General features: G+C 73.2%; 16 protein-coding genes. 10 read left to right on the top strand and 6 right to left on the bottom strand.

Annotation, left to right across the window (positions count from 1 at the left end; translation table 11 throughout):
• The first annotated feature begins 86 nt into the window (after positions 1 to 86).
• From EJG53_RS14105 to EJG53_RS42425, 4 genes are all read left to right on the top strand, one after another.
• Complete coding sequence (locus tag EJG53_RS14105) at positions 87 to 278, top strand: hypothetical protein (RefSeq protein ID WP_050510146.1); 192 nt, start codon at positions 87 to 89, stop codon at positions 276 to 278.
• A gap of 124 nt (positions 279 to 402) precedes the next feature.
• Entirely contained in the window at positions 403 to 1,041 is a 639-nt protein-coding gene (locus tag EJG53_RS14100) for a response regulator transcription factor (RefSeq protein WP_032926138.1), read from the top strand.
• Between the two features lie 131 nt (positions 1,042 to 1,172).
• Entirely contained in the window at positions 1,173 to 1,676 is a 504-nt protein-coding gene (locus EJG53_RS42430) for a hypothetical protein (RefSeq protein WP_244955134.1), read from the top strand.
• Complete coding sequence (locus tag EJG53_RS42425) at positions 1,649 to 2,326, top strand: PP2C family protein-serine/threonine phosphatase (protein WP_244955133.1); 678 nt, start codon at positions 1,649 to 1,651, stop codon at positions 2,324 to 2,326. Before EJG53_RS42430 ends, EJG53_RS42425 begins: the two co-directional genes overlap by 28 nt.
• Here EJG53_RS42425 and EJG53_RS14090 read toward each other — a convergent pair.
• Both EJG53_RS14090 and EJG53_RS14085 read right to left on the bottom strand, forming a co-directional pair.
• On the bottom strand, positions 2,293 to 3,153 hold the full coding sequence (locus EJG53_RS14090; protein WP_125045136.1) for a transglutaminase family protein: 861 nt from the start codon (positions 3,151 to 3,153) through the stop codon (positions 2,293 to 2,295). The genes EJG53_RS42425 and EJG53_RS14090 overlap by 34 nt on opposite strands.
• 17 nt (positions 3,154 to 3,170) lie before the next feature.
• A complete protein-coding gene (locus EJG53_RS14085) occupies positions 3,171 to 4,181 on the bottom strand; it encodes a GNAT family N-acetyltransferase (protein WP_125045135.1) in 1,011 nt (336 codons plus the stop codon).
• Positions 4,182 to 4,320: 139 nt separating this feature from the next.
• Here EJG53_RS14085 and fdxA point away from each other — a divergent pair, with 139 nt between their 5' ends.
• Both fdxA and dapC read left to right on the top strand, forming a co-directional pair.
• On the top strand, positions 4,321 to 4,641 hold the full coding sequence (fdxA, locus tag EJG53_RS14080) for a ferredoxin (protein WP_003985062.1): 321 nt from the start codon (positions 4,321 to 4,323) through the stop codon (positions 4,639 to 4,641).
• A 132-nt stretch (positions 4,642 to 4,773) separates the two neighbouring features.
• Positions 4,774 to 5,871, top strand: coding sequence for a succinyldiaminopimelate transaminase (dapC, locus tag EJG53_RS14075; RefSeq protein ID WP_125045134.1), 1,098 nt, complete (start codon positions 4,774 to 4,776; stop codon positions 5,869 to 5,871).
• Positions 5,872 to 5,989: 118 nt separating this feature from the next.
• Here the strand turns inward: dapC and EJG53_RS14070 are convergent, their stop codons facing one another.
• Positions 5,990 to 6,556 carry a hypothetical protein gene (locus EJG53_RS14070; RefSeq protein ID WP_031000970.1) on the bottom strand — a complete coding sequence of 189 codons (567 nt, stop codon included), beginning with the start codon at positions 6,554 to 6,556 and terminating at the stop codon, positions 5,990 to 5,992.
• A gap of 570 nt (positions 6,557 to 7,126) precedes the next feature.
• Positions 7,127 to 8,164, bottom strand: coding sequence for a heavy metal transporter (locus EJG53_RS14065; protein WP_125045133.1), 1,038 nt, complete (start codon positions 8,162 to 8,164; stop codon positions 7,127 to 7,129).
• Between the two features lie 41 nt (positions 8,165 to 8,205).
• Between EJG53_RS14065 and dapE the strand changes: the two genes are divergently transcribed.
• Together dapE and EJG53_RS14055 are read left to right on the top strand one after the other, a co-directional pair.
• Positions 8,206 to 9,297, top strand: a complete 1,092-nt coding sequence (gene dapE, locus EJG53_RS14060; protein WP_125045132.1) for a succinyl-diaminopimelate desuccinylase — start codon at positions 8,206 to 8,208, stop codon at positions 9,295 to 9,297.
• A 111-nt stretch (positions 9,298 to 9,408) separates the two neighbouring features.
• Complete coding sequence (locus EJG53_RS14055; RefSeq protein WP_031000976.1) at positions 9,409 to 10,161, top strand: LOG family protein; 753 nt, start codon at positions 9,409 to 9,411, stop codon at positions 10,159 to 10,161.
• A 13-nt stretch (positions 10,162 to 10,174) separates the two neighbouring features.
• Here EJG53_RS14055 and folP read toward each other — a convergent pair whose 3' ends face one another.
• On the bottom strand, positions 10,175 to 11,035 hold the full coding sequence (gene folP / locus EJG53_RS14050) for a dihydropteroate synthase (RefSeq protein ID WP_031000978.1): 861 nt from the start codon (positions 11,033 to 11,035) through the stop codon (positions 10,175 to 10,177).
• 90 nt (positions 11,036 to 11,125) lie between these two features.
• Between folP and EJG53_RS14045 the strand changes: the two genes are divergently transcribed.
• Both EJG53_RS14045 and EJG53_RS14040 read left to right on the top strand, forming a co-directional pair.
• Positions 11,126 to 11,593, top strand: a complete 468-nt coding sequence (locus tag EJG53_RS14045) for a DivIVA domain-containing protein (protein ID WP_125045131.1) — start codon at positions 11,126 to 11,128, stop codon at positions 11,591 to 11,593.
• Positions 11,590 to 12,198, top strand: coding sequence for a DNA-3-methyladenine glycosylase I (locus tag EJG53_RS14040; protein ID WP_125045130.1), 609 nt, complete (start codon positions 11,590 to 11,592; stop codon positions 12,196 to 12,198). The genes EJG53_RS14045 and EJG53_RS14040 overlap by 4 nt, the downstream gene beginning before the upstream one ends.
• A gap of 56 nt (positions 12,199 to 12,254) precedes the next feature.
• On the opposite strand, the gene chcB is transcribed toward EJG53_RS14040, so the two are convergent.
• On the bottom strand, positions 12,255 to 13,055 hold the full coding sequence (gene chcB, locus EJG53_RS14035; protein ID WP_125045129.1) for a 2-cyclohexenylcarbonyl CoA isomerase: 801 nt from the start codon (positions 13,053 to 13,055) through the stop codon (positions 12,255 to 12,257).
• Positions 13,056 to 13,317 lie beyond the last annotated feature (262 nt).

Below are 13,317 nucleotides of genomic sequence, written 5' to 3'. Positions count from 1 at the left end.
GCGGGCGCGCACTCCCGCTCCGCCCGTTGGAGTGGCCCGGCGCGGGAACCGGCGCACCGGCGCTCCGGGGTGTGCAGGCTGGCGCCATGCCACCCATCGACCCGCGGGCCGTCGTCGGTCCCCTCGCCCCGCCCGGCTGCCCGGCCTGCCGCGACCGGCGCCGCCTGTGGAAGGACACCAGCGACTCCGGCCGGGCGCCGGAGACCTGGCACTGGTGGTGCTCCGGCTGCCGCCAGACCTTCGAACCGACGCAGCAGCACAAGCGCTTCTACATGTGATTCCTGCTGAGCCCCACTGAGTTCCGCTGAGTCCCACTGAGTTCCGCTGAGCCCCGCGCCCCGCCCCCACCATCCGCCCCTGCCCGCTGACCTGCGCTTTCCCCCGTCTGGCTAGGCTGGCCGCATGACTGACCCGCACGGCGAGCAGCCCGTGAAGAAAGTGCGCCTCCTCCTCGCCGAGGACCAGTCCATGGTCCGGGAAGCGCTGGCCGCGCTGCTGGGACTGGAACCCGACATGGAGGTCGTGGTCCAGGCCGCGCGGGGTGACGAGGTGGTCGGCGCGGTACGGGAGCAGCCCGTGGACGTGGCGTTGCTCGACATCGAGATGCCCGGCCTCAGCGGTCTGGACGCCGCCGCGCTGCTGCGCGCCGAGTTCCCGGCGCTCAAGGTCGTCATCCTCACCACCTTCGGACGGCCCGGCTACCTGCGCCGCGCCATGGAGTCCGGCGCCGACGCGTTCCTGGTCAAGGACGCCCCGGCCGCGCAGTTGGCGGACGCCGTACGGCGGGTGCTCCGCGGTGACCAGGTCATCGACCCCGCGCTCGCCGCCGCCGCGCTGTCGGAGGGGGCGAACCCCCTCACCGACCGGGAGTGCGACGTGCTGCGCGCGGCGGCGGACGGCTCCACCAACGCGGAGATCGCCGCCGCCCTGCACCTCTCGCACGGCACCGTACGCAACTACCTGTCCACCGCCATCCAGAAGACGGGCGCCCGCAACCGCGCCGAAGCCGTCCGTACGGCCGGCGCCAAGGGCTGGCTGTGACCCCGCCGGGCCGACTGCGACCCCGCTCCGCGACGGTCCCGCGCTGTAAGCAGTCTCACCTCCCGTAACCGCCTCACCAGGACTTTCGACCCTGTGCGGGGTGCGGCGGCACCCGCACGCTGGAAGGCGTGATGACTTTCCAGCGATCCCCGGCGCGTGACCGCGGTGTGGCGGTACTGCTGGTCGTCGTGACCCTGGCCATCACGCTGGCGGACGCGGGGACCGGCCCGCAGCTCCACTTCGCCCTGTTCATGGGCATCGCGCCGCTGATCGCCGCACTGCGCTGCGGCTACCGGTGGACGGTCCTGGTGGCCGCCGTGTACGTGCTGTGCCAGGTGTTCATCCAGGTGCGGCTGCTGCCGGACTGGTCGGTGGCCAGCAAGGTCGTCGGGGCCTTCGGGGCGCTGCTGGTCGCCGTGTTCGCGCTGATGCTGTGCCGTACCCGGCTGGAGCGGGAGGCGCTGTACGCCCGTACGCGCATGGTCGCCGACGCCGTACAGCGGGAGATGCTGCGCGAACTGCCGTTGACCGCCGGACCGCTGGAGGCGTACGGCTTCTATGTCTCCGCGCAGGAGGGGCCCGGGTCGGCGGGGACATCTACGAAGCCGTGGAGACGCCGCACGGGCTGCGGCTGATGATCGGCGACGTCCAGGGCAAGGGAATGCCCGCGATCGGCGCCGGGCACGAGGTGCTGGCCTCCTTCCGGGAGGCGGCGCACTACAAGGACAGTCTCGAAGCCGTCGCCGAGCGGATGGAGCAGGCGCTGGCCCGCTACAACGTCCGTTCCGCGGAGCGCGGAGGCCAGGAGCGGTTCGTCACCGCGCTGCTGCTGGAGGTGCGCGGCGAGGACGGTACGAAGGTGCTGTCCTGCGGCCACATCCCGTACTACCTCGTACGGGACGGCCAGGTCACCGAGCGCAACGACGGCGAAGGCGGCCTGCCGCTGGGACTGGGGTGGCTCACCGACGAGCCGCGGCAGAGCGTGGCCGTCGAGCCGGTGGCGGACGACTGGATCGTGCTGTGCACCGACGGCGTGACCGAGGCCCGCGGCGCGGACGGCGCGTTCTACCCGCTGGCCGACCGGCTGGCCCGCTGGACGCACCTGGAGCCGGACGAGCTGGCGCACACGCTCCGCGCCGACCTGGAGCGGTTCACCGGCGGTGAGCTGAAGGACGACGCGACCGTACTGATCGTGCGCCGCGGCCCGCACGCCGCCGGGCCGCAGCCCGCCGTGGAACAGGCCGCGGAGGATCAGTTGAGCATGGCGCGGGCCGCGGCCGCCTGACGCCGTACGGCTGCGGCGGCGGCCGGGTCGATCTCCTCCACCACCTTCGCGTACTCCTCCAGCCCGGCCGCGCCGCCCAGGAAATCTCCGCGCTGCACGAGCAGTTGCGCATGGTCGTGGCGCAGCCGCGCCGGGTGGCTCGGCAGCAGCAGGGACAACTCCACCGCCCACAACTGCACGTCGCTGCGCTCCGGCCGGGCCGCCGCCCACGCCCGGATGTTGTTCAGGATGCGCAGCACGATCTCCAGCGGGCCGGCCGGCGCGAGCATCTGCTCGGTCAGCGGCGCCCCGGTCGCGCCCGCGACCAGCACCCCCGCGTCCTCGTCGGTCAGCAGCCGCCCGCCGTCGAAGGGGTCGGCGAGGACGTGCGCGCCGTACGGGTCGCCGAAGCCGACGACGAAGTGGCCCGGCAGCGCCACCCCGTACACCGGCGCGCCCGCCCGGCGCGCGACCTCGATCCACACCACCGACAGCAGGATCGGCAGACCCCGCCGGCGCCGCAGCACCTCGTGCAGCAGCGACGACTCCAGCCGCCGGTAGTCGGTGGGCGTGCCACGGAACCCGAGGCGCGCGCCGAGCAGTTCGGCGACGTTACGGGCCCAGGGGCGCGGCCCGCCCGTGGGGGCGTACGGCAGCCGCCCGGCCAGCGCGTCCAGTTCGATCTGCGCCGCGTCCAGGGCCGCCTCGTCCAGCGCGGGATCGGCCTCCGCCGCGATCAGCAGACACAGCCGGGCGAGGTCCGGCCGTTCGTCGCGCGCGGCCTCGGCGAACTGCCGGCGCCGCTCGGCGGACGTGTCGTCCCCGTCCGGGTCCGGGTCCGGATGCATACGAGGTTCGTACCCGTTCAGCTCGGGCCTCCCTGGGAGGCGCGCCAGTGGTGGTAGTGGTGGTGGGTGACGAAGCCCAGCCCGTCGTACAGCGCGCGGGCACGGTCGTTGTCCGTCTCCACCTGGAGGTACGCGGCCGAGGCGCCCTCGTCCAGCGCCTTGCGGGCGAGCGCCGCCATCACGGCCGAGGCCAGCCCGCGCCGCCGGTGCTCCGGGCCGACCTCGACCGCCGCGAACCCGGCCCAGCGCCCGTCCACCACACACCGCCCGATCGCGGCCAGGCCGCCCGCGCCGTCCGGAACGCCCGCGAACCACACGGACGGGCCGCCGTGCAGCACCTTGAGCACCTCGGGCCCCGGCTCCCCGGACCGCCGGTAGCGGCGCAGCCAGTCCGGCCCGGCCTCCCGGCCGAGCGCCACTCGGGACACGTCCGCGTCCAGGTCGCCCACAGGGGCCAGCGCGGCGGTACGCATCTCCGCCGTCACCTCACGCGTCCAGCCGCGCCGGTCCAGCGCGGCCGCCAGGTCCTCGCCGGCGCCCTCGGCGCCCGTACTGACCTGTATATAGGCGGGCAGCGAACGTTCCGCGTACCAGGCGCGCACCCGGTCCAGCGCGGTGTCCAGCGGCAGTCCCGGGTCGCCCGACGCCGCCACCGAGTTGGCCCGCCGGGTGAACCCGCCGCTGGCCCGTAGCTGCCACTCGCCCAGCCACTCGCTCTCCACCGGCGGCCACCCGCGGGCGGCCACCCGGTCCAGTTCCGGCGTGCTCGTCGCGGGGGAGCGGCGGCGGGCCGGCGCCGCCGGGACCGTCTTCCCGGCGACCAGCGTGGCCTCGGGAATCCGGACGGTCTCTCCGTTCCGTCGTGTGATGCTCAGCACACCGCCGTCCCAGGATGTGAGAACACCGACCGTGTCGGTGAACCTGGCGGCCCCCTCCCCGGCGCCGCTCAGGCGCCGGACAGATACCCTTTTGCCCACGTCAGCACGGGTGATGTGGACCTCCAGCCGTCCGCCGGTAGTGAATTCCACGGCTCTACCCGCCCCTCTTGTTCGTCTCCTGCCCGGGAACGGAGATACTAGGTGCGGGCATCGACGACGCCGCGCTCCCGCGCGCCCCGCGGCGGAACTGCCAATCGGTCCGCCAGCCCTACCGAGGAGGAACGACAGCGTGACCTACGTCATCGCGCAGCCTTGTGTCGACGTCAAGGACAAGGCATGCATCGAGGAGTGCCCCGTCGACTGCATCTACGAGGGCTCCCGGTCCTTGTACATCCACCCGGACGAATGCGTCGACTGCGGCGCCTGCGAGCCGGTCTGCCCGGTCGAGGCGATCTTCTACGAGGACGACACCCCGGAGGAGTGGAAGGACTACTACAAGGCGAACGTCGAGTTCTTCGACGAGCTCGGTTCGCCCGGTGGTGCCAGCAAGCTGGGCCTGATCGAGCGCGACCACCCCTTCATCGCAGCGCTGCCGCCGCAGAACGGCTGAGCGGCCGCATGGCGCCGCCCCGGTCCCGTACGGCCGGCCTCCCCGTCACCTGAGACCGGGAAGCCGACGCCGCACGGGGCCGAGGCGTTTCCAGACCTGTGCGGCCAGAGGAACGTGAGGAAAGAGAGCAACGTGGGCACCGTTTCGTCCCGTCTTCCGGTCTTCCCCTGGGACCGGCTGGAGCCGTACAAGACCACGGCGGCCGCGTATGCCGACGGCATCGTGGACCTGTCCGTCGGCACTCCGGTCGACCCCGTGCCCGCGCTCGTGCGGAACGCCCTCACGGACGCCGCCGACAGCCCCGGCTACCCGACGGTGTGGGGCACCGCCGCCCTGCGCGACGCGATCACCGGCTGGGCCGGGGAGCGCCTGGGCGCCACGGGTCTGGAGCACACCAACGTGCTGCCGGTCGTCGGCTCCAAGGAGCTGGTCGCCTGGCTGCCGACGCAGCTCGGCCTGGGCGCCGGCGACCGCGTCGCGTACCCGCGCCTCGCCTACCCCACGTACGAGGTCGGCGCGCGCCTGGCGGGCGCCGAGCCGGTCGTCTACGACGACCCCTGGGAGCTGGACCCGGTCGGCCTCAAGCTGCTGTGGCTGAACTCGCCGTCCAACCCGACCGGCCGCGTGCTCAGCGCCGACGAGCTGCGCCGTACGGTCGCCTGGGCGCGCGAGCACGGCGTGCTGCTCTTCAGCGACGAGTGCTACATCGAACTGGGCTGGGAGGCCGACCCGGTCTCCGTCCTGCACCCGGACGTCTGCGGCGGCTCGTACGACGGCATCGTGGCCGTCCACTCGCTGTCCAAGCGCTCCAACCTGGCCGGCTACCGCGCCGCCTTCCTCGTGGGCGACGCCGCCGTCCTCGGCGAGCTGCTGCTGATCCGCAAGCACGGCGGCATGATGATCCCCGCGCCGGTGCAGGCCGCGACCGTCGCCGCCCTCGGCGACACCGAGCACGTCGGCGAGCAGCGCGAGCGCTACGCCCGCCGCCGTACGGCCCTGCGCGAGGCCCTGGAGGCCGCCGGCTTCCGCGTCGAGCACAGCGAGGCGTCGCTCTACCTGTGGGCCACGCGCGACGAGTCGTGCTGGGACACCGTCGGCGACCTCGCCAAGCGCGGCATCCTGGTCGCGCCGGGCGACTTCTACGGGAGCGCCGGTGAGCGCTTCGTACGGGTCGCCTTCACCGCCACCGACGAGCGGGTGGACGAGGCCGTACGCCGCCTGGCGCAGTAGCCCGTGGCCGTACGCCCCTACGGGGCAGCGGCCGGACACGCGACGAGCCCGGAGCGGACGCCGTACCTCAGGCGTCCGCTCCGGGCTTCGCTGTACGGGCTTCGCCGTACGCGCTCCGTCAACTGATGGGCAGCCCGCTGGTCGGCAGCAGGTCCGAGGCCAGACCGCTGTCGCCGACCGCCTGGGCGAGCCCGTCGGTGGACAGCGAGTCGGTCACCCCGTCGGTGGACAGCCCGTCGCCCGGCAGCGCGTCCGTCAGGCCGTCGGTCGGCAGACCGTCCTCGGTGGCGGTGTGGAGGGTGTCGGTAAGGATGTCCCCCGCGCTGTCCGCGGTGTCGCTGGCGGCGTTGCCCGCGGCCTGCTTCGCGGCCGGCGCGGTCTCCCCGAGCGTCTTGCCCGCGGTCTTGCCGGCGGTCTTGCTCAGCGCCGGGACGGCCTTGCGGACGACCTTGCTGCCGGCTTCGGTGGCGTTCGCGCCGGTCTCGCCGGCGAGGTCGCCGGCACCCTGGACCGCGCCGTCGGCGGTGTCGGCGAGGCTCGCGGTGTCCACTGCGCTGACTCCGCCCAGGTCGGAGGAGTGCGGCAGTTCCACGGCGCTCGCGGAGCCCGCACCGACCACGGGGGCTGCGCCGGCTGCTACCAGCAGCGCGGCTCGGGCGATCCGACGCGAGAGGGGGAGGGACATGGTGCTCCTTTTACGGAGAGGGACTGGTTCTTCTGACAGACGTGCCGTGTCCGCCGGCGGGGCGCGGTGGCTGCCGGGCGCACGACGTGACTACCGCGCCAGGCCCGGGAAGGTTGCGGCACGGCCGGTAAAGAATCAGTGGGGGGTCACATAATCTGCTCCGGAGGAAACCGGGCAAACTGCTCCGGGCGCAGTACGGTGCTGAAACGTCACGCCTCAGTGCCCCGGCGGGTTCCACGCCGTTCGGGTGACCCCGGCTGCGGTGATGCGCCGCCGCTGCCCGGGGTTGACGACGTTAACTCGGCCGAGGGACCGGCCGGACGGCTGCGCGGGGCGCACGAGGCTGACGGCGTGACGGCCGTACGGGTGACGGAACGGCGCCGCACGGGGCTCCGACGGTGGTCGAGCGGGCGCGTCCCCAGGGGCCGCACAGCCGCCCCGCACACCGGCCGCACGAACGCGTCACCGGGACCGGCGGCACCGCCCGGCGCACGGCCGTTCCGGCGGCCGGCTCACCTCGCTCCGGCGGCCGCTCGCCGGTTCACCTCGCCCCGGCGGCCGCCTCCGGGCTCACTTCGCGGTGACGATCCGTACGTCCGCGCCGGAAGCCCGCGCCGCCGCGCCGGTGGCCTTCTGCCAGCCCTTCCCGGAATCGGCCGCCGACCACATCTTCCCGGCGTAGGAGATCTGCTCGATGCCCAGGGCCCCGGAGTGGGCCATCGCCCAGGTGGCCAGCTCCCAGCCGCGCCGCTCCGTCCCGGAAGCGGCCCCGGCCGCCGCCGCGCCGCCGGCCTGCCCCTGGCCCGACGAGACCCCGGCGACCCCGGAGTCCGCGGCGTCGTCGGCGTCACCGTGGGAGACCGGCCGTACGGGCACCGTCAGCACCCGGCCGCCGTCCTTGCCACCGTCCTTGCCGCCCGGCGCCGCCCCGTCCGTGTGCGGCAGGACGTCCGGCCCGAACTCGCGCACCAGCTTCTTGCGCACCGCGTCCGTGCCGCCCGGCCGCTTCTGGTCCGCCGGACGGTTCACCGAACACGTCATCGCCGCCCCGTCGCGCCCGGTCAGGGCGCCGGTCAGCAGCGCGGCGTCCGGCTCGTGCTTGGCGTACGCCTGCGGGAAGCCGCTGCGCTGCACCTTCTGCGCGGCCACCGTCAGCGGCAGCCGTGAGTAGCCCGGCACCTTGACCAGGTGCGTGTAGAACTCCCCGGCCGAGTAGACCGGGTCCATGATCTGCTCGACCGTGCCCCAGTCCTGGGACGGACGCTGCTGGAACAGGCCGACCGAGTCGCGGTCGCCGAAGCCGATGTTGCGCAGCCCGGACTCCTGCATGGCGGTCGCCAGCGCGATCGTCACGGCCCGCTGCGGCAGCCCGCGCGCGGAGCCGACGGCCGAGATGGTCGCGGCGTTCGCGGCCTGCTCCGGCGAGATCTCGTACGGCTGCCCGCCGTCCGCGGCCCGCACCGAGCAGCGCGGCGCACCCGGGCCGCCGGTCATGTACTGCACGAGGAGGTACACGCCCAGTCCGACGAGCACGGCGAAGGCCGCGCCGGCCCGCAGGAGGCGCTTGCCGCGGGTGCCGCGGGAGGGGGCGGAGGACTGGGGAGACACGCAGCCAACGGTACTGGAGGGGCGCCGGTAGGGTCGGACGCATGGAGACCGCTACGCAGACCCCCGCACTGGACCTCTCCCTCGACGCGGCCGAGCTCACCGCTCAGCTCGTCGACATCCCCTCCGTCAGCCGGGACGAGAAGGCCATCGCGGACGCCGTCGAGCACGCGCTGCGCGCGCTCCCGCACCTGACGGTGGAGCGCGACGGCAACTGCATCGTCGCGCGCACGGACCAGGGCCACGCCGAGCGGGTCGTGCTGGCCGGTCACCTGGACACCGTGCCGATCGCGGACAACGTGCCGTCCCGGCTCGACGAGCACGGCGTCCTGTGGGGCTGCGGCACCACCGACATGAAGTCCGGCGTCGCCGTGCAGTTGCGCATCGCCGCCACCGTCCCCGCGCCCAACCGGGACCTGACCTTCATCTTCTACGACATGGAGGAGATCGCCGCCGAGTTCAACGGCCTCGGGCGGCTGGCCGAGGAGCACCCGGACTGGCTGGCGGGCGACTTCGCCGTCCTGCTGGAGTCCTCGAACACCGAGGTCGAGGGCGGCTGCCAGGGCACGCTGCGGGTGCTGCTGCGCACCGAGGGCGAGCGGGCCCACTCGGCGCGGAGCTGGATGGGCAGCAACGCGATCCACGCGGCGGCGCCGATCCTCGCCCGCCTGGCGTCCTACGAGCCGCGCCGGGCCGTCATCGACGGCCTCGAATACCGCGAGGGCCTGAACGCCGTACGGATCGAGGGCGGCGTGGCGGGCAACGTCATCCCCGACACCTGCACCGTCTCGGTCAACTTCCGTTACGCGCCGGACCGCAGCGAACAGGAGGCGCTCGACCACGTGCGGGAGGTCTTCGCGGACTGCGGCGTCGCCGAGATGATCGTCGACGACCACTCGCCGGGCGCGCTGCCGGGCCTGTCGCACCCCGCGGCCGCCGCCTTCATGAAGGCGGTCGGCGGCGTCGCGAAGCCCAAGTTCGGCTGGACGGACGTCTCGCGCTTCAGCGCCCTGGGCGTGCCCGCGGTGAACTACGGTCCCGGCGACCCCGTACTGGCGCACAAGAAGGACGAACGGGTCGCCGTCGAGCGGATTCTGCACTGCGAGGAACGGCTGCGGTCCTGGCTCACCGCGTAACCCACCGGTCCCACGCGTCTCATGGGTGTCCCGGCATCCGGAATTGCCCTGCCCGTCACCTGCGGCGATCTACCCTTGCCGGACACCGACCGGCAGCGGAGGGAGCACGATATGGCCAGCCCCGAGGAAGAGCGGGCGTGGGAGGAACAGCGCCTGGGACCCGTGGTGCGCCGACGCGACCAGGTGCAGAAGGGCACCACGGACCAGCGGCTGCTGGACACCGCCGAAGGCGACACGGACTGGGTGCACACCGACCCCTGGCGGGTCATGCGCATCCAGTCGGAGTTCGTGGAGGGCTTTGGCGCACTGGCCGAACTGCCGAGCGCCATCAGCGTTTTCGGCTCGGCCCGGACACCCGTCGGATCGCCCGAGTACGAGACGGGCGTCGCGCTCGGCCGGGCGCTGGTGGAGGCCGGCTTCGCGGTGATCACCGGCGGCGGGCCCGGCGTGATGGAGGCCGCCAACCGGGGCGCCAGGGAGGCCAAGGGCGTCTCCGTCGGCCTGGGCATCGAGCTGCCCTTCGAACAGGGCATGAACCCGCACGTCGACATCGGCGTCAACTTCCGCTACTTCTTCGTCCGCAAGACGATGTTCGTGAAGTACGCGCAGGGGTTCGTCGTGCTGCCCGGCGGCATGGGCACCCTCGACGAGCTGTTCGAGGCGCTGACCCTCGTCCAGACGCGCAAGGTCACCCGCTTCCCGATCGTGCTCTTCGGTACGGAGTACTGGGGCGGCCTGGTCGACTGGCTGCGGGACACGGTGGTCGCGCAGGGCAAGGCGTCCGAGCACGACCTGCTGCTCTTCCACGTCACCGACGACGTGGACGAGGCGGTCGCGCTGGTGTCCAAGGAGACCGGGAAGTAGGGGGCGACACGCCCTAGGCAAGTCCCCGGCGGGCGACCGCCGGGGGCCGGTGGCCCGCGATGGACGCCACCATGTCCAGGACCTGCCGCGTCTCGGCGACCTCGTGGACGCGGTAGACCTGTGCGCCCAGCCAGGCCGAGACCGCGGTCGTGGCCAGCGTCCCGATGAGCCGTTCCTTGACGGGACGGTCCAGCGTCTCGCCGACGAAGTCCTTGTTGGACAGCGAGACCAGCACCGGCCAGCCCGTGTCCGTCATCTCGCCCAGCCGGCGCGTCGCCTCCAGGCTGTGCCGGGTGTTCTTCCCGAAGTCGTGCCCCGGGTCGATCATGATCGCGTCGCGGCGTACGCCCAGCTCCACCGCCCGCTCGGCCAGTCCGAGCGTCACCCGCAGGATGTCCGCCATCACGTCCTCGTACGCCGTCCGGTGCGGGCGGGTACGCGGCTCCACGCCACCCGCGTGGGTGCACACCAGACCGGCGCCGTAGCGCGCCGCGACCTCGGCCAGCTTCGGGTCCACCCCGCCCCACGCGTCGTTTAGCAGATCCGCGCCGGCCTCGCAGACCGCCTCGCCGACATCGTGCCGCCAGGTGTCCACGCTGATCACCACGTCCGGGAACCGCTTGCGCACCTCGGCGACGAAGCCGACCGTGCGCCGGGCCTCCTCCTCGGCGCTGACCTCCGCGCCGGGGCCCGCCTTCACCCCGCCGATGTCGATGATCGCGGCGCCCTCGGCCACCGCCTGCTCCACCCGGGCGAGCGCGGGCTCGTCCGTGAAGGTGGCCCCCTGGTCGTAGAAGGAGTCCGGGGTCCTGTTCACGATGGCCATGATCACCGGCTCGTGCCCGGCGAACTCTCGATTCCCCAGCCGCAGCATTGCTTCTCCCTCTTCCTGGTCCGGCAGCGACCCTAACGGTCACACCCGCATGGCACGATCAGTGCCAACACATAGCTCGGGGAGATGGTCGTGTTCTGGTTCTTGCTGATCGCGATGGTCGTGGTGGTCGCCGCGGTCACGCTCGCCGTGGTCGGCGGCGGCGACGCGGGCGGGCTCGGCGAGGCCGCCCCGGACCGGCTGTACGAGCCGCTGCCCGCCGACCGGCCCGTCTCCCGCGCCGACGTGGAGGCGGTACGCCTGGCGGTGGGCGTGCGCGGCTACCGGATGAACGACGTCGACGACGTGCTGGACCGGCTCGGTGCCGAGCTGGCCGAACGGGACGCGCGGATCGCCGAGCTGGAGGCGGCCCTCGCGGGCGCGCACGCCGCGGCGATGGGCCCGCCGGACCTGATCAAGGACGGCCCGGAGGACGGCTCCGGGGACCGGGACGGGCAGCGGGACGGGGAACGCCCGGCCGCACCGGCCGAAGCAGCTCCACCGGCCGCACTGGAGCCCCCGGTCTCCGGGGGCGAGGAAGAGGGGAAGACCGCCTCATGACGGGAGTGAGCACGGCTCCGGACGGGGTGCCCCGCTGCCCCTGGGGCATGGAGTCGGAGAAAATGGCCGACTATCGCACCTACCACGACACCGAATGGGGCCGGCCGGTCCACGGCGACGACGCGCTCTTCGAACGGATGAGCCTGGAGGCGTTCCAGTCCGGGCTCTCCTGGCTCACGATCCTGCGCCGCCGCGAGGGCTTCCGGGCCGCGTTCGCGGACTTCCGGATCGAGGCGGTCGCCCGGTTCACCGACGCGGACGCCGAGCGGCTGCTCACCGACGCCCGCATCATCCGCAACCGCGCGAAGATCAACGCGGTCCTGACCAACGCCCGGGTCGCGGCCGAACTGGCCCCCGGCGAGCTGGACCGTCTGATCTGGTCGTACGCGCCCGACCGCGCCGCCCGCCGGACCCCGCGCACGCTGTCCGACGTGGCGCCCGTCACCCCGGAGTCCACGGCGCTGGCCAAGGACCTCAAGAAGCGCGGCTTCCGCTTCGTCGGCCCCACCACCGCGTACGCGACGATGCAGGCGTGCGGCCTGGTCAACGATCATCTGGCGGACTGCCATGTGCGGGACGCGGTGGAGGCGGCGGCGGAGGGGTGAGGGGCGGGCGGCCCCGGCGCGGGCGGGCTGTGAACCGGCGGGCCCGCCCGAGCGGCTCAGCGCCCCAGGAACTTCGGCTTCTCCTTCTTCACGAACGCCTCGACCGCGATGTGGTGGTCCTCCGAGGCACCCGCCCGCGTCTGCAGTTCCTCCTCCTTGGCCAGCGTCTCGACGAGCGAGTGCCCGGCCCCGTAGGCGAGGGATTCCTTGATCGCGGCATAGGCGGCGGTCGGCCCCTCGGCCAGCGTGCGCGCCACCGCCGCCGCCTCGGCCGCCAGGTCCGCCGCCGGGACGACCTTGTTCGCGATGCCCAGCTCGTACGCCTCCTGGGCGGAGATGCTGCGCGGGAAGAGCAGCAGGTCGGCGGCGCGGCCGTGGCCGATCAGGCGGGGCAGCGTCCAGGAGATGCCGGAGTCGGCGGTGAGCGCCACGCCCGCGAAGGAGGTGTTGAAGGAGGCGGTGTCGGCGACGACCCGGTAGTCGGCGGCCAGCGCGAAGCCGGCGCCGGCGCCCGCCGCGACGCCGTTGACCCCGGCCACCACCGGCTTGGGCATCCCGGCGAGCGCCGTGACGACGGGGTTGTAGTGCTCGCGCACCGTGCTCATGGTCTGCCCGGAGCCGGTCTCGCGGTCCTGGGCCAGCAGCCCGATGTGCTCCTTGAGGTCCTGCCCCACGCAGAAGGCGCGTCCGGTGGCGGTCAGCAGGACGGCCCGTACGGCCGGGTCGGCGGCGGCCTCGCGCAGGATGTCCCGCAGGGCCTCCTTGGCCTCCGTGTTCATCGCGTTCATGGCGTCGGGGCGGTTGATCGTGATCGTCCCGACGCCCTCGGTCACGTCGTAGAGCACGGTGTCGGCCATGGTGAGGAGTCCCTCCGTCGCGGCTCGGGCTGCCCGGCTGTGGCAGCCGTCGCTCAGAATGCCGGAGATCATCGGCGCCCGTCATGTGACGTACGTCAAACAACCGGCGAGGACCGGACGCCGGAGGAGGGCGAAGTATCGCAGCCCACTCCCCGAATTGGGTGGTTTTGCGAGAGCGCGTTGCCGAAGGGATGCTCCCCGATGTTGGTCATCGGGTCGTGCGATGCGGGATAATGGCCTGGAAGCAATGTGTTCGATGCCG

It is taken from the genome of Streptomyces chrestomyceticus JCM 4735 (assembly GCF_003865135.1).
In the GTDB taxonomy this organism is placed as follows: Bacteria; Actinomycetota; Actinomycetes; order Streptomycetales; family Streptomycetaceae; genus Streptomyces; species Streptomyces chrestomyceticus.
This window is presented reverse-complemented; position numbering and strand designations above follow the sequence as displayed.